This window comes from Candidatus Symbiopectobacterium endolongispinus (assembly GCF_018777385.1).
In the GTDB taxonomy this organism is placed as follows: Bacteria; Pseudomonadota; Gammaproteobacteria; order Enterobacterales; family Enterobacteriaceae; genus Symbiopectobacterium; species Symbiopectobacterium endolongispinus.
Genome location: NZ_JAFJYB010000004.1, coordinates 332,853 through 352,897, shown reverse-complemented (window position 1 = coordinate 352,897; position 20,045 = coordinate 332,853). Strand labels below are relative to the sequence as shown.

10 protein-coding genes and 9 pseudogenes are annotated in these 20,045 nt (G+C 53.3%); 9 read left to right on the top strand and 10 right to left on the bottom strand.

Annotated elements, in window-relative coordinates; genetic code table 11:
• The first annotated feature begins 89 nt into the window (after window positions 1-89).
• The 6 genes and pseudogenes from JZM30_RS17205 to aguA all read left to right on the top strand — a co-directional run.
• Window positions 90-1,260: pseudogene (locus tag JZM30_RS17205) on the top strand (sugar transporter).
• A 42-nt stretch (window positions 1,261-1,302) separates the two neighbouring features.
• Window positions 1,303-2,201, top strand: a pseudogene (fieF, locus tag JZM30_RS17200) (CDF family cation-efflux transporter FieF); the annotation flags it as partial.
• Between the two features lie 190 nt (window positions 2,202-2,391).
• Window positions 2,392-3,360, top strand: coding sequence for a 6-phosphofructokinase (pfkA, locus tag JZM30_RS17195; protein ID WP_252320165.1), 969 nt, complete (start codon window positions 2,392-2,394; stop codon window positions 3,358-3,360).
• Window positions 3,361-3,559: 199 nt separating this feature from the next.
• Window positions 3,560-4,036: a 2TM domain-containing protein gene (locus JZM30_RS17190; protein WP_252320163.1), complete on the top strand. Its 477-nt coding sequence runs from the start codon at window positions 3,560-3,562 to the stop codon at window positions 4,034-4,036.
• Window positions 4,037-4,107: 71 nt separating this feature from the next.
• A pseudogene (aguB, locus tag JZM30_RS17185) lies at window positions 4,108-4,847 on the top strand (N-carbamoylputrescine amidase); the annotation flags it as partial.
• 9 nt (window positions 4,848-4,856) lie between these two features.
• A pseudogene (gene aguA, locus JZM30_RS17180) lies at window positions 4,857-5,758 on the top strand (agmatine deiminase); the annotation flags it as partial.
• 198 nt (window positions 5,759-5,956) lie between these two features.
• Here aguA and JZM30_RS17175 read toward each other — a convergent pair.
• The 4 genes and pseudogenes from JZM30_RS17175 to JZM30_RS17160 all read right to left on the bottom strand — a co-directional run bounded on the left by JZM30_RS17175 (window position 5,957) and on the right by JZM30_RS17160 (window position 10,515).
• Window positions 5,957-7,586: pseudogene (locus tag JZM30_RS17175) on the bottom strand (MFS transporter).
• Window positions 7,587-7,652: 66 nt separating this feature from the next.
• Entirely contained in the window at window positions 7,653-8,660 is a 1,008-nt protein-coding gene (glsA, locus tag JZM30_RS17170) for a glutaminase A (RefSeq protein WP_252320605.1), read from the bottom strand.
• A 390-nt stretch (window positions 8,661-9,050) separates the two neighbouring features.
• Window positions 9,051-9,818 carry a triose-phosphate isomerase gene (tpiA, locus tag JZM30_RS17165; RefSeq protein ID WP_252320161.1) on the bottom strand — a complete coding sequence of 256 codons (768 nt, stop codon included), beginning with the start codon at window positions 9,816-9,818 and terminating at the stop codon, window positions 9,051-9,053.
• A 103-nt stretch (window positions 9,819-9,921) separates the two neighbouring features.
• Window positions 9,922-10,515, bottom strand: a complete 594-nt coding sequence (locus JZM30_RS17160; protein ID WP_252320159.1) for a DUF1454 family protein — start codon at window positions 10,513-10,515, stop codon at window positions 9,922-9,924.
• Between the two features lie 490 nt (window positions 10,516-11,005).
• Here JZM30_RS17160 and JZM30_RS17155 point away from each other — a divergent pair, with 490 nt between their 5' ends.
• Window positions 11,006-11,620 (top strand): FAD-dependent oxidoreductase, encoded by a 615-nt coding sequence (locus JZM30_RS17155; protein ID WP_252320157.1) that lies wholly within the window; start codon window positions 11,006-11,008, stop codon window positions 11,618-11,620.
• Here the strand turns inward: JZM30_RS17155 and JZM30_RS17150 are convergent.
• The 3 genes and pseudogenes from JZM30_RS17150 to JZM30_RS17140 form a co-directional block, all read right to left on the bottom strand.
• Window positions 11,615-12,835, bottom strand: coding sequence for an ISL3 family transposase (locus JZM30_RS17150; RefSeq protein ID WP_252320155.1), 1,221 nt, complete (start codon window positions 12,833-12,835; stop codon window positions 11,615-11,617). The genes JZM30_RS17155 and JZM30_RS17150 overlap by 6 nt on opposite strands.
• A 19-nt stretch (window positions 12,836-12,854) precedes the next feature.
• A complete protein-coding gene (locus JZM30_RS17145; protein ID WP_252320153.1) occupies window positions 12,855-13,346 on the bottom strand; it encodes a fumarate hydratase in 492 nt (163 codons plus the stop codon).
• Between the two features lie 32 nt (window positions 13,347-13,378).
• A pseudogene (locus JZM30_RS17140) lies at window positions 13,379-14,683 on the bottom strand (MFS transporter).
• Window positions 14,684-15,063: 380 nt separating this feature from the next.
• Here JZM30_RS17140 and JZM30_RS24410 point away from each other — a divergent pair.
• Window positions 15,064-15,117 (top strand): annotated as a pseudogene (locus JZM30_RS24410) (hypothetical protein); the annotation flags it as partial.
• A gap of 77 nt (window positions 15,118-15,194) precedes the next feature.
• Entirely contained in the window at window positions 15,195-15,977 is a 783-nt protein-coding gene (locus JZM30_RS17135; protein WP_252320151.1) for a LysR family transcriptional regulator, read from the top strand.
• A 58-nt stretch (window positions 15,978-16,035) separates the two neighbouring features.
• On the opposite strand, the pseudogene JZM30_RS17130 reads toward JZM30_RS17135, so the two are convergent.
• From JZM30_RS17130 to livH, 3 genes and pseudogenes are all read right to left on the bottom strand, one after another.
• Window positions 16,036-17,141, bottom strand: a pseudogene (locus JZM30_RS17130) (aminotransferase-like domain-containing protein).
• Window positions 17,142-17,242: 101 nt separating this feature from the next.
• A pseudogene (locus tag JZM30_RS17125) lies at window positions 17,243-17,906 on the bottom strand (ATP-binding cassette domain-containing protein).
• A gap of 35 nt (window positions 17,907-17,941) precedes the next feature.
• The gene (gene livH, locus JZM30_RS17120) at window positions 17,942-19,954 is read right to left on the bottom strand and encodes a high-affinity branched-chain amino acid ABC transporter permease LivH (protein WP_286673616.1); all 2,013 of its coding nucleotides are present in this window, start codon (window positions 19,952-19,954) and stop codon (window positions 17,942-17,944) included.
• Window positions 19,955-20,045 lie beyond the last annotated feature (91 nt).

Below are 20,045 nucleotides of genomic sequence, written 5' to 3'. Positions count from 1 at the left end.
TTCACGTGCAGCGTTCGATGCCGCTTCCTGCGGCGCGACGCGCTGCCGATTTTCTTTCTACTTTGTTGATATCTGGTAGTGTGCATCCCATGACCCTTTCATCCCGTTCGATAGCATGGTTTCGTGTTATCAGCCTCGCTATGGCGGCCTTTATTTTTAATACCGCTGAATTTACGCCCGTTGCCTTGTTGTCCGATATTGCCGTCAGTTTTTCGATGAGCGCTGCACAGGTCGGGTTGATTATCACGATTTATGCCTGGGTGGTGGGCACCATGTCGTTGCCCTTTATGCTGGTATGCAGTGATATGGAACGGCGTGGGCTGCTGATCAAAGTGTTTATCCTGTTCGCCGTGTGCAACATCATTTCCGGTTTGGCCTGGAATTTCTGGGTGCTGGTGGCGGCGCGTATCGGTGTGGCGCTGGCACATGCCATTTTCTGGTCAATTACGGCCTCGTTGGCGGTGCGTTTGGCACCGCCGGGCAAGAAAGCGCAGGCGCTGAGCCTGTTGGCAACTGGCACCGCGCTGGCAATGGCCGCTCGGTCGTATAATCGGGCAGTACATGGGGTGGCGTGTCACCTTCAGCGGTATTGGCGTGGTGGCTTTTGTGATTCTGCTAGTGTTGATGAAACTGTTGCCTCCGTTGCCCGGCAGCCATTCTGGTTCGCTGAAAAGCCTGCCATTGCTGCTTAAGCGCCCGGCGCTGCTGTGTATTATGCACTGACGGTGCTGGTGGTGACGGCCCATTTTACCGCTTACAGCTATATCGAACCTTTCGTGCAGCGGGTTGCCGGATTAAGTGAAAATTTCACCACCGTATTGCTGCTGATTTTTGGCGGTGCCGGTATCATCGGCAGCATGCTTTTCAGCCGCTACAGCAATCGCTATCCAGCGGGCTTTCTGGTGGCGAGCATCGCGGCATTGCCGTTGTACATGGCACTTTTGTTGCCAATGGCCAATAATCCATTGGGATTGTCCATAGTCTGTGTGCTGTGGGGCATCGTTATCATGGCGCTGGGCCTTGGCATGCAAGTAAAAGTCCTGACGCTGGCCTCTGATGCCACTGATGTTGCTATGGCATTGTTCTCCGGCATCTATAATGTGGGTATCGGCGGCGGTGCGCTGCTGGGCAACCAGATCATCACGCATGTCGGCATGAATGAGATTGGTTTTGTGGGGGCTTCACTGGGTGGCGTTGCTGTGGTGCCTGTTCATTTTTCGGCGCTATGCGCTCGTGTTTAGCCATGCTGTTATGAAGTAATGTCATGATTGGATAACATGCTTTGTTGAGGCGAGGTGCGTGATGGATTTGCAGTATGCACATTGGGTAACGCGCGCCGCAGTGGTTGCGACAGCCGTGGCGCTGCTGTTATTTATCATTAAGGCCTTCGCCTGGTGGTACACCGGTTCGGTCAGTTTATTAGCCTCGTTGGTGGATTCACTGGTGGATATCAGCGCGTCGCTGGTGAACCTGCTGGCCGTGCGTCATGCGCTCCAACCCGCTGACGATGAGCATGCTTTCGGTCATGGCAAAGCAGAGTCTCTGGCCGCCATTGCGCATGGCATGTTCATTGCTGGCTCCGCGCTGTTCTTGATCCTCACCGGGTTCCAACGGCTCAATGCGCCGCAACCGCTGTATGCACCAGAAGTGGGGATTGTCATCACCGTGATTGCCCTGGTGGCAACGCTGCTGCTGGTGACTTTTCAACGTTGGGTGGTACGCAAGACCCAGAGCCAAGCGATACGCGCCGATTCATTGCATTACCTGTCTGATGTGCTTATGAACGGCGCTATTCTGGTGGCGCTGGTATTAAGCTGGCGCGGTATCACCTACGCTGATGCCCTGTTTGCGTTGGGGATTGTGGTTTATATTCTCTACAGCGCCCTGCGCATCGGCTATGACGCGGTGCAATCGCTGCTGGACGCGCGCTGCCAGAAGAAGAGCAGCAGGCGATCGTTGAGCTGATTCGTGGCTGGCCGGGCATTCATGGCGCACATCAACTGCGTACCCGGCGCTCAGGGCCGACCCGTTTTATTCAACTGCATCTGGAAATGGATGATTCGCTGCCGCTGGTTCGAGCACATGAGGTTGCGGACCGTTTGGAGCAGGCGTTGCGTCAGCGTTTTCCCGGTGCCGATATTCTTATCCATCAAGACCCGTCCTCCGCTGTACCGGAAGAACAGCGCGGGCGCATCGAGGTGTGGTCCAGCCTGTATTTGTTTGAGAAATGTGATGGAAAATGGGTTGTGCGGCATTATTTTGCCTGACCTGAATCAATTCAGCTCAGGACATTTGTTATAATATGCCTAAAAAGGTGAGCGATGGTTCGCCACGGCGGCCCGTCCGATAGAAACATCCTGCAAAACTACATCTACAAGTCCAGAGGTTGTCATGATCAAGAAAATCGGAGTATTGACGAGCGGTGGCGATGCGCCAGGCATGAATGCGGCGATTCGCGGCGTAGTACGCGCGGCGCTGACGGAAGGTTTGGAAGTCTACGGTATCTATGATGGCTATCAGGGCTTGTACCAGGATCGCATGGAGCAGTTGGACCGCTACAGCGTGTCTGATGTTATCAACCGCGGCGGCACCTTTTTAGGATCGGCGCGTTTCCCCGAGTTTCGCGACGATCACGTACGTGAAGTCGCGGTACAGAACATGAAAAGCCGTGGTCTGGATGCCCTGGTGGTGATCGGCGGTGACGGTTCTTACATGGGTGCCAAGCGCCTGACTGAAATGGGCTTTCCGTGTATTGGCCTGCCGGGCACCATCGATAACGATGTGGCAGGCACCGACTACACCATTGGGTATTTCACCGCACTGGAAACCGTACTGGAAGCCATTGACCGTTTACGCGATACCTCTTCTTCTCACCAACGTATTTCCATCGTGGAAGTGATGGGACGCCACTGCGGCGATCTGACGCTGGCCGCGGCGATTGCCGGGGGCTGCGAATTTATTGTGTTACCGGAAGAAGAGTTTAAACCGGAAGATCTGGTGTGTGAAATCAAAGCAGGCATCGCTAAAGGGAAAAAACACGCCATTGTCGCCATTACTGAGCACATCTGCGATATCGACGAACTTGCACTGGCACGCTATATTGAAAGAGAAACCGGGCGTGAAACGCGTTCTACGGTGCTGGGCCACATTCAACGTGGCGGCTCCCCGGTAGCTTATGACCGTATTTTGGCGTCGCGTATGGGCGCGTACTCTATTGAACTGCTGCTGCAAGGCTACGGCGGTCGCTGCGTCGGTATTCAAAACGAAAAAATGGTGCACCACGATATCATTGATGCCATTGAGAACATGAAACGGCCCTTCAAGCGTGATTGGCTGGAGACGGCGAGAAAGCTGTTCTAAATCTGGTGTCTGTATTCTTTCGCAATAAAAGTCATCCCGCCGTATGACGACAGGGTGGTTTTTTTCTTGATGTGGCAGTCTGTCGGGAGCCTGTCAGGTCGCTGTTGTGTTCGCGGCAGCTAAGCGAGCGTAGGTTGAGGCTGTGTTTTTTATTTCTTTAAAAAATATCGTTGAAAAAACAGCCATGAGGAAAACAACCATGAATACCAATCCGATTAAAACATTACGCCTTGCCCGCGCCTGGTCCCAGGAGCAACTGGCGGAACTCTCCTCCTTGAGCGTCAGAACCGTTCAGCGTATCGAGAATGGTGAGCGTGCCAGTTTGGATACGCTCGGTGCCATCGCCGCAGCGTTTGGTGTGAATATTACCGAGTTGATGACGGAAGAGAGTGAGCAAACCCTGAGCGGAGAATCGCTTGAGCTGCGCGTTCAGGCAGCGAAACGTCAGGTGCGGCAAGAGAGCCGTTTTTGGCGCTCGCTTGTGGTTTATGTTGTGGTCAATCTGGTACTGTTCGTGGTGAACCGAATGACATCGCCAGGCTCCCACTGGTTCCTGTGGCCGCTGCTAATCTGGGGCAGTTTTCTGGCGCTGAATGCCGTGAAGGTGTTCTGGCTGCGCGATCGTTGGCAGCGCTGGGAGCAAGCGCGTGTACAGCGGGTGCTGCGTAAGCCATAATAGCATCGTACACTTAAACGGGTAGGGCTGGCATTGAGCCAGCGTAATAGAGAGATAATAGAGGTCTTCGCATGACAAAAGTGACCGTTGCCGCAACGCAGATGGCGTGTTCCTGGGATCTGCCCAAGAATATTGAGAATGCCGAAAAACTGGTGCGACAGGCGCACGCCAAGGGTGCTCAAATAATCCTGATTCAGGAGCTGTTCGCCGCGCCTTACTTCTGTATCGATCAGAGTCCCGAGTAATATGCTCTGGCACAAACGCTGGAAACCAGCCCGCTTATCAAACACTTCTCCGCACTGGCGGCTGAGCTTGAGGTGGTATTGCCGCTGAGCTTCTTTGAGCGCGCCAATAATGCCTATTACAACTCGCTGGTGATGATTGACGCCGACGGTAGCGTGCTGGATGTGTACCGTAAAACGCACATTCCCAATGGTCCGGCGTATCAGGAAAAGCGGTTCTTTATCCCTGGTGATACCGGCTTCAAGGTGTGGCAGACGCGTTACGCTAAAGTGGGTGTGGGCATCTGCTGGGACCAGTGGTTCCCGGAAACCGCGCGCAGCCTGGCGTTGCAGGGCGCAGAGCTGATTTTCTACCCTACCGCTATCGGTTCTGAACCGGCTTATCCGGATATTGACAGCCAGCCACATTGGACGCGCGTGCAGCAGGGCCACGCGGCTGCCAATCTGGTGCCGGTGATTGCCTCTAACCGTATTGGGACTGAAGCGAGCAAATAATCGATGGGCTGGAAATGACCTTCTACGGCTCTTCTTTCATTGCCGATCAAACCGGTGCGCTGTTGGCGCAGGCGCGTAGCCTGATGCCTGCAACGGTGACGCTGGTTGCGATGGAAAGCGATGATGCCTGGATGCGTGATACTGGACCGACCGTGGTGCTAAACGGTAACGGTGAGCGCCGGGGTATCGACTGGCAGTTTAACGCCTGGGGTGGCGAGTTGGGCGGGTTGTACGACGACTGGCGACAGGATGAACAAGTCGCGCAGCAGGTGTTGGCGCACCACGGTGATGCACGCTATGCGGCACCGCTGATTCTGGAAGGCGGCTCTATTCACGTTGATGGAGAAGGCACGCTGTTGATCACGGCAGAATGCTTGCTGAACCAGAACAGCAACCCTCATCTGAGTAAGGCTGAGATTGAGCAGTTGATGCGTGACTACCTCAATATTTCCACCATTATCTGGTTGGAAGAAGGGGTGTATAACGACGAAACCGACGGCCACATCGATAACATGTGCTGCTTTGTGCACCCCGGTGAAGTGGCGCTACACTGGACGGATGATGAAAACGATCCGCAGTATGCGCGCTCTGTCGCGGCGTATCAGGTTTTATCCCAGGCTCGGGATGCGCAAGGGCGTGCTCTGAAGATCTGGAAGCTGCCTGCGCCGGGCCCGCTTTATGCCACGGAAGAGTAAGCGGCGGGTGTCGCATCGGGTGATGCGATTGAACGTTTAGCCGGTTCGCGTCTGGCGGGTTCTTACGTAAATTTTCTGATCAGCAATCAGCAATCAGCAATCAGCAATCAGCAATCAGCAATCAGCAAATTATCTTCCTGTTACTGGATGCGCGTACCGATGATACGGCGCGTGACCTGCTGCAACAGATGTTCCCGGATTACGCCATTGCAGGCGTGCCTGCGCGCGAAATTCTGTTAGGCGGTGGCAACATTCACTGCATTACTCAGCAGATCCCGTCGGTCCGTTAAGCCGGTTTCTCTATCATCAAAAGGCTCCGGTAGTCACCGGAGCATCAAACAGCCATTCCCGCCCACCTCTGTAATTCCCGCGAAAGCGGGAATCTCTTGCAGAAGAGATGCATTTTTTTCGCAGAGATCCCCGGCTTGCGCCGAGGATGACGGGAGGCACCGGTTATTACCGGTGCCTTTTTACGCGCCGATATTAATCTATTTGGTTGGCTCTTTATCCAGATTATCCGCAGGCAGATAGCCAGGCAGTCGGCCTGCCGGGATGATCGCCATCATGGACAAGAAGGCCATGATCAGCAGACCAAACTTCAGCGCTTTCAGGCGCGATTCCTCGTTGACGTGCACCGCTTCAGCCACTTGTTCTGGCGTTGCTGTGGTTTGCGACAGCACGGTGAGCAGGCGATCGTTACTGATAAAGTTAATATTATCGAGATTCACCTGTGCCTGAATTTCATGGGTCAGCACAGGCGTTTGCACAATATTGCGCATCACGCTGGAGCTGAGCAATCCTACCAACAGCGCACCGGCCACGGCGGTACCAATCGTGTTCGCCAGATTGTTGGTGGTGCCGCGCAGTGAGCCGACGTCGCCCGCCAACTCTTTCGGTGAAGCACTCACCAGCACGTTAAACAGCAGGGTGACCAGTAAGCCCTGACCAATACCGAACGCTACCAGGCCGAACAGCACCGCGAACTCACTCCAGTTGTTACGCACTACAAAAGCGAGCCACAGCATAGAAAGGGTACAAATGATGAAGCCGTAGCGGCCAATCTTTTGCGGCGTCAGCTTGTGGTAAAAGCGTACGATAAGCGTTGCGGAGAAGAATACGGACAGGTTAAACGGCATCATGGCGATGGCGGTTGCCAGCGGCGTGCTGCCCTGCACAATCTGAATGTAGAGTGGGCACGGAAAAGTTCAGCATTGCTTCCAGCGCCACCACTGCAAACATGGCGACCACGGCTGCTCGCTCCGTTGGCGAGGTAATCACTTCCAGCGCCAGCAATGGGGTTTTGCCTTTTTCTTTTACGCGTCGCGTCCAGACCACGAAGAGCTGACCAAGCACGATGCCTAGCGCGATCATAAAGGGTGCCGGAGAGAAGCCAAGCAGATCGAAAGGCGCAGCGTCTCGAACCAGACCCATTCCCCAGCGGTTAAGGTTGTTGAAGCCGAAAGAGAGCAGAATGATTGTGGTTGCTGCCAGTACCACGTCGACAATATCAATGCTGATTTCTGGCCGGCCCCTATCGGCTTTCATGCGGAAGCTGAGAAAGAAAATGACGGCAGACAAGACGATCAGCAGACCAAACGCCGGACGCCAGCCGATATAGGTGCCCAGCACCCCGCCAATTAAAAATGCCGCCACACCCGCGCCAGCGCGTGCAGAACCCAATGTGCCTAGCGCGGAGGCTTGTTGTGCACCGCGATAATTCTCCGCAATCAGTGCCGCCAGTGAGGGCACCAACGCTGCCGCTGTCAGGCCGCTGAGTGCCTGTGCGCTGATCATGATGGTGGCGTTAGGGCTGAAAGTCATCATCACCTGAGCGACACCGAACAGCAGCACGGTAGAGCGGAAGATGATCAGTGGGCCAAATCGCTGGTTGAGTTTTGCACCCAACATAACGAAACCGGCGACGGACAGTGAATAGACGACGATACCCGTCGCAATGGTGGTAGGCGGCACATTGAAACTGTTCACCATACCACCCAGCGCGACGGGGAGTGAAGCGACGTTGAATGACATCAGAATCTGGGCGAGTGCGATGGCGATCATCGGTATCCATGACGCTTTCTCGTCTGTCACTGTGTGCGGTGTTGATTGATTCACCATAATGGTTATCCCCTTATTGTCCTTAGATTTTTATGCGAATTTTTGCGTTGGTTACAGCAACGATGATCAGCTTTTTTCGGTGTAAGGTTCGGAGACGAACATATCCATACCCAGGCTGCGGGAGAGAAAGCGTGCGGCCAACTGGCCTTTGACGCTGTTGCCTGCACCGTCAAGTAAGGGCGCAAAGGTGCCTAAACCGCCCTTACCGGGCGAGACAGTGACGATGCCACCGCCAATGCCGCTCTTGCCGGGGAGGCCGATATCGTAGAGCCGGTCGCCGGATGTTTCATACAGCCCAGCGGTGACCATCACGGCCAGGGCGTAATGGCACACGTCATTGTTGACCACGCGGTCGCGGGTGATGGGATTAACACCACCATCGGACAGCGTCGCCCCCATCACCGCCAGATCGCGGGCGCTGATGTTGAGTGAGCATTGGCGGGTATATAAATCAACAGCAATGGCCGGATCGCAGCCGAGCCGCCCGTAACTGTAAAGCAGATTGGCGATGCCGCGATTGCGGAAATTAGTCTCACTGGCGGATTGATACACTTCCTCGTTAAAGGTGAGTTCTCTGCCCGCGAAACCGCATAACCCGCTGTAAATAAAATTCCATTTCTCGTTGCTGGTGTTGCCGGGGATCAGGCTGGTGGTGGCGATTGCCCCTGGATTTACCATCGGATTAGTGCGGGCGTCTGCGGTGAACTCAACGGCTGTGACAGAGTTGAACGGCATACCGGTACTGTTTACGCCCAACTTTTCGCGCGCGACGCGGGCACCCAGTGCCTGACACACCAGCGCAAAGACAAAGGGCTTTGATACGCTCATGATGGTGAACTCATAATCCACATCACCTGCGGCGTGTACTGCGCCGTTAGTGCCAACCATGCAAATGCCATAGAGCGCAGGAGGCACGCGTTCAAGAGCAGGATAAACCTTAGAAACGACGCCCTCGTGGTTCTGCCCGAAACGCTGGTGGGCTTCCTGAATCAATTGTGCAACGGTGTCCTGGTCCGGCAGATGTCCGGTTGAAACATAGTGGCTGAAAGTATTGCTGGATTCGTCAAAGGGCATGGTGATATCTCCGTAATAGACCGACATTTTCCTTACTTATCAATTTGATATGATGGCCTCACTGAGGCGCTTTCTCCCTCCATAGAGCGTAGTACAGCGTGGCATGATGATTACGGTGTGATTTGAGACGTATGCGTCTTGAGGTAAAAGGTAGGTTTTATAGAAAATAATAAATATCCAGACATTTAAAATATTTAATCCCGTAAATGAGGGTTTTGTTTTTCAGAAATAAAATTTTTAATTTAGTAACGTGAAAAAGTCACTGCGAATGATTAAGTGCCTGGTGCGAGGCGGTACAAGAGTTTCAGAAAAGGAGTACAGCGAGGGGCGGGAACAAGAGAGTAAAACAGCGCATCCGTAAAACAGATGCGCTGTTGCAGTATTACCGCATTACGCGCGCTTGGCTTCTGCGGCGGCTTTTACGATCACGGCAAAGGCATCGGCTTTCAGCGACGCGCCACCTACCAGTGCGCCGTCGATGTCCGGCTGCGTGAAGAGTTCTGCGGCGTTGGCTGCGTTGACCGAACCACCATACTGAATGATGACCTGATCGGCGACCGCTTTGTCCTGCTTGGCGATATGGTCACGGATAAATTTATGCACCGCTTGTGCCTGAGCCGGGGTTGCTGATTTACCAGTGCCAATGGCCCATACGGGTTCGTAGGCGATAACCGCATCGTTGAAGGCTGTGGCACCCAATGTGCTCAATACCGCATCCAACTGACGGGCGACAACCGCTTCGGTTTCACCAGCTTCGTTTTCGGCTTCGGTTTCACCAATGCACAACACGGGGATCAGTCCGGCTTCTTTCAGCACGCCAAATTTTTTCGCAATGAATGCGTCGCTTTCTTTGTGGTAGGTGCGGCGTTCGGAGTGGCCGATGATGATGTATTTCGCACCGATGTCTTTCAGCATGGTGGCAGAGGTTTCGCCCGTGTAGGCACCGGACAGGTTAACATCGACGTTCTGTGCGCCGAGCGCAATGCGGCCACCGGCCAATTGATGATTTGCCTGATCCAGATACAGCTCGGGCGGCGCGATGGCGACGTTGCAGCCAGTCACTGTGCTGAGTTCTTTACGCAAACCGGCGATCAGCTCGATAACCATGTGCGTGCTGCCGTTCAGCTTCCAGTTACCCATTACTAATGGATGACGCATCTTTTTTCCTCCGAATAGGGATAGCAAGTAATTTTATTTTTCAGACAGTATAGAAACCAAACCCGCGAGAAGTTCGGATTTTCATCACTCAATGCCAGCGCGATCACGGTTCAGATAGCGTTAGCTTAATCGGTTCAACAGCGAATGTTATCCCTTTTTCCCCATTATCTGCCACTACATATCGCAATGCGCCTTCCGTTTGTTGGTAAAAGCCCTGACGTTTGCCGATATCCAGCAATTCCGTAATCTTCTTGTTGCTTTGTTCCTCGGAGAGCGAGGGAATGAAGTGACGCAGCAGCGCGGCCATATACTGGATAGCCTGCGCACGGCGAGCGCCGGTTTCAGGATCGCCCGCCTGAGGGTGGTAGGTCAGTTGCATGGTTTTTATTTTGCCGGTGCCTCGCTCCAGCGCGGTTGAGGCGTAGAGTTGGGCATTGATTCTGCTCGCAGCCCGCGTCAGCGGTGCGCCGGGCTCTCCAGTATCCACTGCGCGGAATTCACCCATCGTTAATGAGGGGTTGCTGAGGTTATAGCGCGTGCGAAATTGTGGGATAGTCTGGTCGAATGTTGGCGCGTCGGGCAGCAGGTACGGTGCCACCGTGGAGTCTTTTGACGGCACAAGGGGTTGCGCGTGAACCTCCGGTCCAGACGTCAGTAAAAGCAGGAGTAACGCTGGGGCAACGAGTCGTATAGTCATAGTTCCGCTATTGAAGTGTTCCGTTTTCAAAAGAGAGCGTTGTCAGAGCAAGATTGGAGACACTGACAACGGGCGCTTGTCTGATTAAAGCGGGATTTGGGCGCGATTGTTAAAAGGCACGTGCTGGCACACCCTTGTCGAAACATTACTGTCAGTAAGAGGTATTCACCCTGAGAATAAACGTGTCGATACGAGAATATACAATACCTTTTCTTTGTTAGCGTTATATTACGCATTGTTGTTTATTTGTGGTTGTAGGGTGAATAAATATTATCAACCAAAATGAGAGGTTATTAACAGTATTTAAAATATTCGCAATAATGTATCACGGTATACGTAAATGACGATTTCTCTTGATATATAACCCGTTAACCAGTGTGTAAACCACATCGGTTTCAACATAATAAAAATATATACCCTAAATAATTCGAGTTGCAGGAAGGCGGCAAATGAGGGAATCCCGATGAGCTTACTCAAGTAAGTGATTCGGGTGAGCGAGTGTAGCCAACGCACCTGCAACTCGAAGTATGGCGAGTATAACATCAAGGGGAGCGAAATAAGAGTAAAATCAATTCTAACTGCCGCTATTCTTTCGTGTTTTGGAATGACCGCGAATGCGGAACAAGTCATGGACACGGATGTGGTGGTGGTCGGTGCCGGAGCATCAGGGTCTGCGGCAGCCTATGCATTAACCGAACAGGGTCTGAAAGTTATTAATCTGGAGAAACTTCCGCAAACCGGGGGCACCGGACAATTTTCGGAAGGGATATTTGCGGTAGAAAGTAAAATACAGCGGGAAAATAATCATGTATTTACCCGCGATCAGGCTTTTAAGCTAGTGATGGATTATAGCCACTGGCGACCTAATGCCAAGCTGGTACGCAATTATATTAATAAATCAGCAGATACCATTGATTGGCTACAAGATCTCGTGGTTCATTTTGATAAGCTGACCTCGAATTATCCCGGTGGCTATTATACCTGGCATATTTATCAGGGCCGTGGGCGCGCAGTGATTGATGTTCTGCAACAGCATTTTGCCGAAAAGGGCGGGAAACTGCTGGTGAAAACAGGGTCTTCCCCTATCATGGTGGGAGACTCATAACCCCATGTTTAACCTGCCGTAATGGAACATCACTGCCACCTTAAAGCGTTCTTTGTTCCGGTATCCTCTGGACTTGATCCGCAGCAGCCTTATCTTGCTGTTTAGTGACTCTGCATTACCGTTTGATACCCTGTGTTTCATGGCATTCAGGATCCCGTACAGTCGTTTACGTAACGTCCGGGCGGCGCTGCTTAGTAGCGGGACACCAACGTCTTTTGCCATCCCTATCCATTCCAGCCACAGACGCCTGCTGTGTTCGTCATACCGGCGGTTCCAGAGTTCCCGGGCCAGCGCCTTCATTGCCCAGCAACGGCTGGTATCAGGCAGAACCATCTGCGCTGCTTCCAGTCTTTCTGCTATTCGACCATGACGTTTATGGCGACCGTACAACCACAGATAACGGGAACGATGTGCACTTTTTCGTGCCGGTAACGGGATGGTTTTCATCTCCAACTGTCGTGTTTTATCTACGACGGCACAGAGCATTTTCGCTACATGGAAGTGGTCGAACGCGATCTTCTCCACCGCGTTAGGCAGATGGAGCCGCGCTGCGCTTATATAGGATAGATTCATGTCCATCGACAGGGTTTTAATGGATTCAATCTGGCGGTCACCCAGACTCCGGAGATAGCCAGCAAGACTTTCAACTCCGCGATCATCTTTGAGTTCCAATGCCTGTCCTTGGGTATCAGAGATAACGGTGACGTACTGATGCCCCTTTTTGAAAGCGACCTCATCAACACAGAGATGACGTGCGGCCTGAGGTGTTTTTCGACGGGCCAGTCCACGCTTAACCGCCCGTTGCATAATATTATCGACAGCATTCCAGCTCAGCCTCAGCTGTTTCCTGACGGCATCCACGGTGCTGATTTTCAGCCATGAGATAACGAACGACTCGAACAACAGCGTATACCGGCTACCGGGGCCGGCCCATGGAACAGACAGCGTCTGGTAGCCATGCTCCGGGCACATAATACGGGGTACATCAGCTTCGACTATTGTCGCGAACTGACAGGTATCGAGATGGCGCCATTTACGATGTCGGTGATCGTGAATAGGACAAGATTTCCCGCAGGTTGGACAGGTTAACTGAGTGTTTTTCGCAATCTCAACTGTAACGGTAACAGAACCGGCATTTTCATCGAGAGAAAGAGACTTTACATGCCACGGAATAGACAGGTTGAGGATATGAGCGTAGAGAGACTTTTCGTCCATGGTGGTGACCTCTGGCGATTTAATACGCCATTATCATGCCTTCAGCCACCACAACAAGGGAAGACCCCATATAGACTTCAATGGTGCAACTATCATCATGAGGAATGATTTCCCAATCGAGCCACGGAATACGCGATTCGGTATTGGTACCGGTATTTTTCTCAATAAAGGTTTCGACCGCATTATGGCGTAATGGCGCTTTTTTAGTGGTCTCTTCGGTAGCCGTTTGTAATATGCTTTCCAACTCACCTAAATAAGGGAATGCCGATCCTGCCGTAATAAAATACTGAATTACACCGGTATCCTGACAGCAGGGTCGATCTAATAGATCCGCTTGCTTTTGGTTTTCAAACATTGAGTCATAAACCACTCTGGCAAGCGACAGTTCATCTTTTTCTTTACTGCGTAGTTCTTCCAATTTCTTGATGACATCGGTTGGCAGACGTTTGCCAACATAACCGGTAAAGTGGGTCATTATCTCTGTCAATGTCGACACATCATTTTGAGACATCACACAACCTCCAATAAAAAACAGATACGGCTTTATTTCGTTGAATGGGTTAATTCGAGCTTTGCGGCGTCGCGACAACGACGCACTTCAATAGACAGGGTTAATATCGTGGAAACGACCAACATGCCCGCGACGCAATACAGCGCGATGGAAAAGCTGCCAGTGTTGCTTTTTAGCAAGCCGATCAGCGCGGGACCCGCAAAGCCGCCAAGATTACCGATAGAGTTGATGGCGGCCAGTACGGCAGCAGCAGGCCCGCTCAGGAACAGCGACGGGATACTCCAGATCGGCGGTTTACAAGAAGAGATACCCATATTGGCCATGACAAGCGCGGCAATCGCCAGCGGTAACGACTGCGCCCAGCCCGCCAGCACAAACCCGGTGCTCGCCAGCAAACACGCGCTCACCACATGCCGGGTGCGCTCTTTCGTTTTATCGGAATGCCGCGCCCACATCACCATCGCAATAGCGGCCATGGCCGAGGGCACTGCATTGATCAGGCCAATCTGCATGGTGGTTAAACCTAAGGATTTGATAAACTACGGCGACCAGATATTGAGAGAATAGAGCCCGGCAGAGGTGCCGAAATAGACCACGGCCAGCGTCAGAACACGGATATCGGTCATCCCTTTCCAGATGCTGACTTTAACCACTTCACCTTTGTTCTGTTTTTCCGCCGCCAGCGTCGCCACCAGCCACTGCATTTCTTCCTCCGTCAACCAGCGGTTTTTCTCCGGCTTGTCGTTAACATAGAACCAGGTGAACACACCCATGACCGTCGCCGCGACGGTACAAATCAGGAACATTAACTGCCACCCTGCGAGGCCAAGCGCGCCGTGAGCACTGAGAATAGTCCCTGCCAGCGGTGAGCCCACCATCGCGGAAATCGGGGCGGCGGCCATAAACAAGGCAATCATCTGTGCCCGCCGTTTCATTAGGAACCAGGTACTGAGATAGAGAATAATGCCGGAGAAAGAACCGGCTTCCGCAACACCCAGCAGAAAACGGAGAATATAAAACCCTTCCACGGTTTTCACATTAATCATAAACGCGGTGATCACGGCCCAGCTTAGCAAAATACGCGTGAGCCAAATACGCGGTCCGACTTTCTGCAAAATAATGTTAGAAGGTACATCCGTCAGAAAATAACCGGGAAAAAACAAACCCGCTCCCAAACCAAAAACCGCATCGGAAAAACCTAAATCCTGATTCATGGTTAACGCGGCAAATCCGATATTAATACGGTCAAAAAAGCCGACAAAATAAACCACCATGACATAGGGAATAATCCGCCAGGTGATCTTTTTTAGCGTCACACTTTCAATATCTGTTTTCATTATGCATTCCAGAATAATAGGGTAAGAGTAGAAAAAATAATAAGGCTGGTTAATACACGTTATTTCTGGTCAGACTATGCGTCAGAACATTGGCGGGATCATTCACCTGGGATTATATAAAAATTTTGCATAATCCAGCGGCGTCACCAGGGTGGCGTTGAATTCGATGATGGCGATCAATATTCACCTATTTTTAATGTGGGAAAGCGATAAAAACAAACATTTAAGATACATGTAATCAACAATCACACCCATTTTACGCCTTGCGGTTCTGTGATAGGGATCACCGCCAACAACATGAGCATTTTTTCACCGCTTGTTCAGGCTGAAAACGGCGCTATTATCTACGCGCTCGCTCTACCTACTACTGAGGGTCGCCCATGGAACTCCGCCAGTTGCGCTGCTTTATCGCGGTGGCAGACGCACTACATTTCGGCCGCGCAGCCCAGCAGCTCGATATGTTGCCCTCCGCCCCGGACGCCATATCCGCCTGTTGGAAGAGAGCCTCAACGTGCGTCTGTTCGTACGTTCCACACGCAACGTGGCGCTTACGGCACACGGCCACAAACTGTTGGAAGAAGGGAAGAAAATCGTGGCTGACGTGGATGTGCTGGGAGTCCACTTTCGCCGTCAGGGACGCCTTCAGGCACGCACATTGCGCATTGTGGCCATCGACAGCGCAGCGATTGCGCTAGTGCCTCATCTGCTACCCACATTTCGTCACGCCTGTCCCGACGTAGATGTGCGCATTGATGAAAACAAAACCGCGCAACTGCTGCCCAAGTTGAAATCCGGCCAACTGGATATGGCATTTATCCGCCCGCTGAAAGAGAGCGATCCGCAACTCACCACCCGCTTTCTGCTCTACGAAAATGTGGTGCTCGCCATCGCCGAACACCATCAGTTAGCGACGCGCCATAGCGTAACCATCAAGGATATCGCCACGCTGCCGCTTATCGTACCGGCACGCCGCGCACGTCCGCACAGCCACGATGTCGCCATCAAGCTGTTCTATCAGGCCGGGCTTAAACCCCATATTGTGCAGCTCGTCGATGAAAAACAGACCATTCTCAGCATGGTGGCAAGCGAAGTGGGCGGAGCCATCATGCCGCGCTGGGCAGCGCGCATGGCAACCCAGCACGTGCGTTTTGTGGCTATCGATCATGGCGAGGGGGCGTTTACTGCCTTACCGCTGGCGGTGGCGTGGGTAGGAAATGCGCCAGACGCAGCGCGCGATACCCTGCTGGAGATCGTCAGTCAGGAACTGCCGCATCTGATTCGGCAACTGTGCTGACGCGCGGTTTAACCTAGGAGGCAACCGCTGCCCACAGGCAGCGGTTTTGGTACACCACTCAACTTAGCGCGCGTTTCAGGCGAGCAACCGCCTCGTGCATCTTCTCATCCGTTGCGGTAGCAAACGAGAAACGCAGCGTGGCGTAATCAGGGCGTTCCGGGAAGAAGAACTCACCCGGCACGAACACCACACCCTGTTACAGTGTTTTTTCCAGCCACTGTGTGGTGTTGAACGGCTCGCGGAAGCGCGCCCACAGGAACATGCCGCCTTTGGGTTTGTTGAAGGTCATCACGTCGCCCAACTCTTGTTCAATCAGCGATCCCAGCAGTTCACCTTTATGCTTGTAGGCTTCGCGAATCTTGTCGATTTGGGTCGGTAAACGCCCCGACGCCAGATAGTATTCCGCGATGGTTTGCGACAGCGAGCTGGCATGCAAATCCGCCACCTGCTTGATGATCGCCACTTTATGCAGCAACCACTGCGGCAGGATGTCCCAGCCGAGGCGCAGGCCCGGTGCCAGAATTTTTGAGAACGTCGAGGTGTAGATCACCGCATCGTTGTGGCCCAGCATCTCTTGCCCAAGCTGGAACAGCGTCTGGTTGCGCTCGTCGGTGAAACGCAGTTCTCCGTAGGGGTCATCTTCAATAATCACAAAGCCGTAGCGATCGGCGAGCGTAATCAACTGGCGACGACGCGCTTCATTCAGTACCACCCGCTCTGATTACCAAAGTTCGGCACCAGATACACCGCTTTAATGCGCTGGGTGTGCAGCAGGGTTTCCAACTCGTCCACCACCATGCCGTCTTTGTCGGACGCGACCGACATCACGCGCGCTTCCGCCAGTTCCAACGCCTGCTGCGAGCCAGCCGTGACCACCATGTCGTCAGCGTGGGTTTTCATACCGCGCAGCGCGCACAGTTCAGCAATACGCACACGCAGCGTATCGCTGCCTTCCGTCAAACCATACTGAAACGCGTTTTTCGGCTGTTCGGTAATCGCACGCTGGGTCGCCTGGTTTAATCCCTCAAAATCGAACAAGGCATCTGAATGAATTCCCCCAGCCAGAGAAATCACATGATCCATCTTGCTGTGTTTCAATAATTCCCGAATCGCCGAGCTTTTCAGTCTCGCCATACGCTGAGACAGTAATCCTTCAGTTGCCATTTTCATTCTCTTGATTCATCAGATAACACGATGGGCCAGACAATGCTGGCCCACCCAGACGCGACGATTGTCGCGCAATAATGGTCGTTCAGACAGCATGGTTATCCACCGAGATAGGCAGAACGCACAGCTTCATTTGCCAGCAAGGCGGCACCCGTATCTTCCAATACTACCCGACCATTCTCCAGCACATAACCACGATCCGCCAATTTCAGCGCCTGATTCGCATTCTGCTCGACCAGGAAGATGGTCATCCCTTCTTCGCGCAGTTGAGCGATAGTATCAAAAATCTGCAAAATAATAATCGGCGCTAACCCCAGAGAGGGCTCGTCCAGCAGCAGCAAACGCGGTTGGCTCATCAAGGCACGTCCGATGACCAGCATCTGCTGCTCACCGCCGGACATGGTGCCGGAACGCTGCGCGCGGCGCTCATACAGACGCGGGAACAGATCGTATACCAGCGCAATACGCGACTGATACTGCTCTTTGTCAGCAAAGAAGCCGCCCATCGCCAGATTCTCTTCCACCGTCATGCGTGAAAACACGCGGCGACCTTCCGGCACAATGGCGATGGCTTCACGCACAATCTGCGCCGTTTGCCACTGGGTGATGTCTTTTCCCTCATAAATGATGGAACCCGCCGTCGCACGCGGTGCCGAGCAGCGTGGTTTTACCCGCGCCCTTCGGACCAATCAGAGAGACGATTTCGCCCTGATTCAGGTCCAGTTCCACATTGTTGACCGCCAGCAAACCGCCAAAGCGCATGGTCAGGCCACGAACCGATAATAATGGTTGCGTACTCATGCCTGTTCTTCCTTCTTCTCAACCTTCAGCTTCATCTCTGGGCGCTTCATCGGCAACAGCCCTTGCGGACGCCAAATCATCATCAGCACCATCAGAGCTCCCAGCAGCAGCATGCTGTACTCATTCAGATCGCGCATCAATTCACGCGATACCACCAGCAGAATGGCCGCGAGGACCACCGCAAACTGAGAGCCCATACCGCCTAACACCACAATGGCGAGCACGAACGCCGATTCAGCAAAGGTAAAGGATTCCGGACTGACAAACCCCTGACGCGCGGCAAACAACGTGCCAGCGAAACCGGCAAACGCCGCACTGATGGTAAACGCTGTCAGCTTGATACGGGTTGGGCTTAATCCTAACGAACGACAGGCAATCTCATCGTCACGTAGCGCTTCCCAGGCACGCCCCAACGGCATACGCAGTAAACGATTGATGACAAACAGAGTTGCGATAACCGGCAGCAGCGCCACCAGATAAAGGAAAGTGATACGATCGCTGGGGTCATACTTCAGGCCAAACATGTCGTGGAAAGTGCCCCAACCGCCTTCGCTGACGCGGCGGCTGAACTCCAGCCCAAAGAAGGTAGGTTTAGGAATCTGGCTGATGCCGTTAGGGCCACCGGTAAATTCGGTGTTGTTGAGCAGCAGAATACGCACGATTTCACCGAAACCGAGCGGCACAATCGCCAGATAGTCACCGCGCAGGCGCAACACCGGGAAACCGAGCAGGAAACCGGACAACCCAGCAGCGATACCCTCCAGCGGCAGGCTCTGCCAGAAGCCCAGCCCGTAGTAGTGGTTCAGCAACGCGTAGGTATAAGCGCCAATGGCGTAGAAGCCGCCGTAGCCCAGCACCAGCAAACCAGACAGCCCAACGACAACATTCAGGCCCAGGCCCAGCATGACGTAGATCAGCGTCAGCGTGGCGATATCCACCGAACCGCGCGACACCAAAAACGGCCAGACCACCGCAGCAATAATCAGCGCCACCGCCAGCACTTTTTGACGCGGCGTGCTACCGTCAAAGCTCGGAAGTGCCAGTGAGGAGCCGCCGCCCGACAGTTTGCACATTCCACTTTGGAAGAAGGGGCGCAGCAGTTGGAAGAACACCACCACCACACAGCCAACGCCGATCAGGTTCCAGCGCACGGCATCTGCCCCGCGCACTACCAACGTGGTGTCATCAAGCCCCAGTTGCATTCCCATGAGGAACGCCGCCACCCCCAGCACCAGACCACCAATCATGGCGCCCGGAATGCTGCCGATCCCGCCTAACACCGCGGCGGTAAAGGCTTTCATGCCCGCCATAAAACCTATGTAGGGGTTGATCACGCCATAGAACTGGCCCAGCAACACGCCAGCAACCGCCGCCATCGCCGCGCCGATCACAAAGGTCGGCGAGATCACGCGGCCAGTGCTGATGCCCAACAGGCTGGCCATTTTCAGGTCTTCCGCACAGGCACGGCAGGCGCGCCCCATGCGGGAATAGCGAATAAAGGTGGTTAGTGCCAGCATGGTGATGAAGGTGATAACCCAGATGGTCACCTGCATGGTAGTAATGGTGGCGGCAAAGCCATTGCTTTCCCCGACAACCAGTTGACCATGCACCAGCGCTACATCGCGCGAACCTTGCGTCAGACTGACGTAATTTTGCAGAAAGATGGACATCCAGATGGCGGAAATCAGCGCAATAAGGCGCTTGGAATTACGCACCGGTTTATAGGCCACCCGTTCGATGCTCCAGCCGTAAGCACTGGCGATCACAATGGCCGCGATAAATCCGGCACCGATCAACACCCAACTGACGTCGATACCCATCATCATCAGTGCAGCGATAACGATAAAAGAGAAATAGCTACCGATCATGTAGACTTCGCCGTGGGCGAAGTTAATCATGCCGATAATGCCGTAAACCATGGTGTAGCCAATGGCAATCAGCGCATAAGTGCTGCCCAACGTCACGCCGTTGAACATTTGCTTAAGGAAATAGAGGAACTGCTCGGACATACCTTTACCTTAGAATTAACCTTTACACCTTAAGATTTTGCCCCACGGCCTGAAGGCGGTGGGGGGCATCGGTGTTCAGGAACTGAGTGGG

Excerpts from the sequence above, each read along its gene's own strand:
- livH (WP_286673616.1), bottom strand. The coding sequence starts at position 19,954 with ATGTCCGAGCAGTTCCTCTATTTCCTTAAGCAAATGTTCAACGGCGTG.
- pfkA (WP_252320165.1), top strand. The coding sequence starts at position 2,392 with ATGATCAAGAAAATCGGAGTATTGACGAGCGGTGGCGATGCGCCAGGC.
- tpiA (WP_252320161.1), bottom strand. The coding sequence starts at position 9,818 with ATGCGTCATCCATTAGTAATGGGTAACTGGAAGCTGAACGGCAGCACG.
- JZM30_RS17190 (WP_252320163.1), top strand. The coding sequence starts at position 3,560 with ATGAATACCAATCCGATTAAAACATTACGCCTTGCCCGCGCCTGGTCC.
- JZM30_RS17160 (WP_252320159.1), bottom strand. The coding sequence starts at position 10,515 with ATGACTATACGACTCGTTGCCCCAGCGTTACTCCTGCTTTTACTGACG.
- JZM30_RS17145 (WP_252320153.1), bottom strand. The coding sequence starts at position 13,346 with ATGTCTCAAAATGATGTGTCGACATTGACAGAGATAATGACCCACTTT.
- glsA (WP_252320605.1), bottom strand. The coding sequence starts at position 8,660 with ATGCCCTTTGACGAATCCAGCAATACTTTCAGCCACTATGTTTCAACC.
- JZM30_RS17150 (WP_252320155.1), bottom strand. The coding sequence starts at position 12,835 with ATGGACGAAAAGTCTCTCTACGCTCATATCCTCAACCTGTCTATTCCG.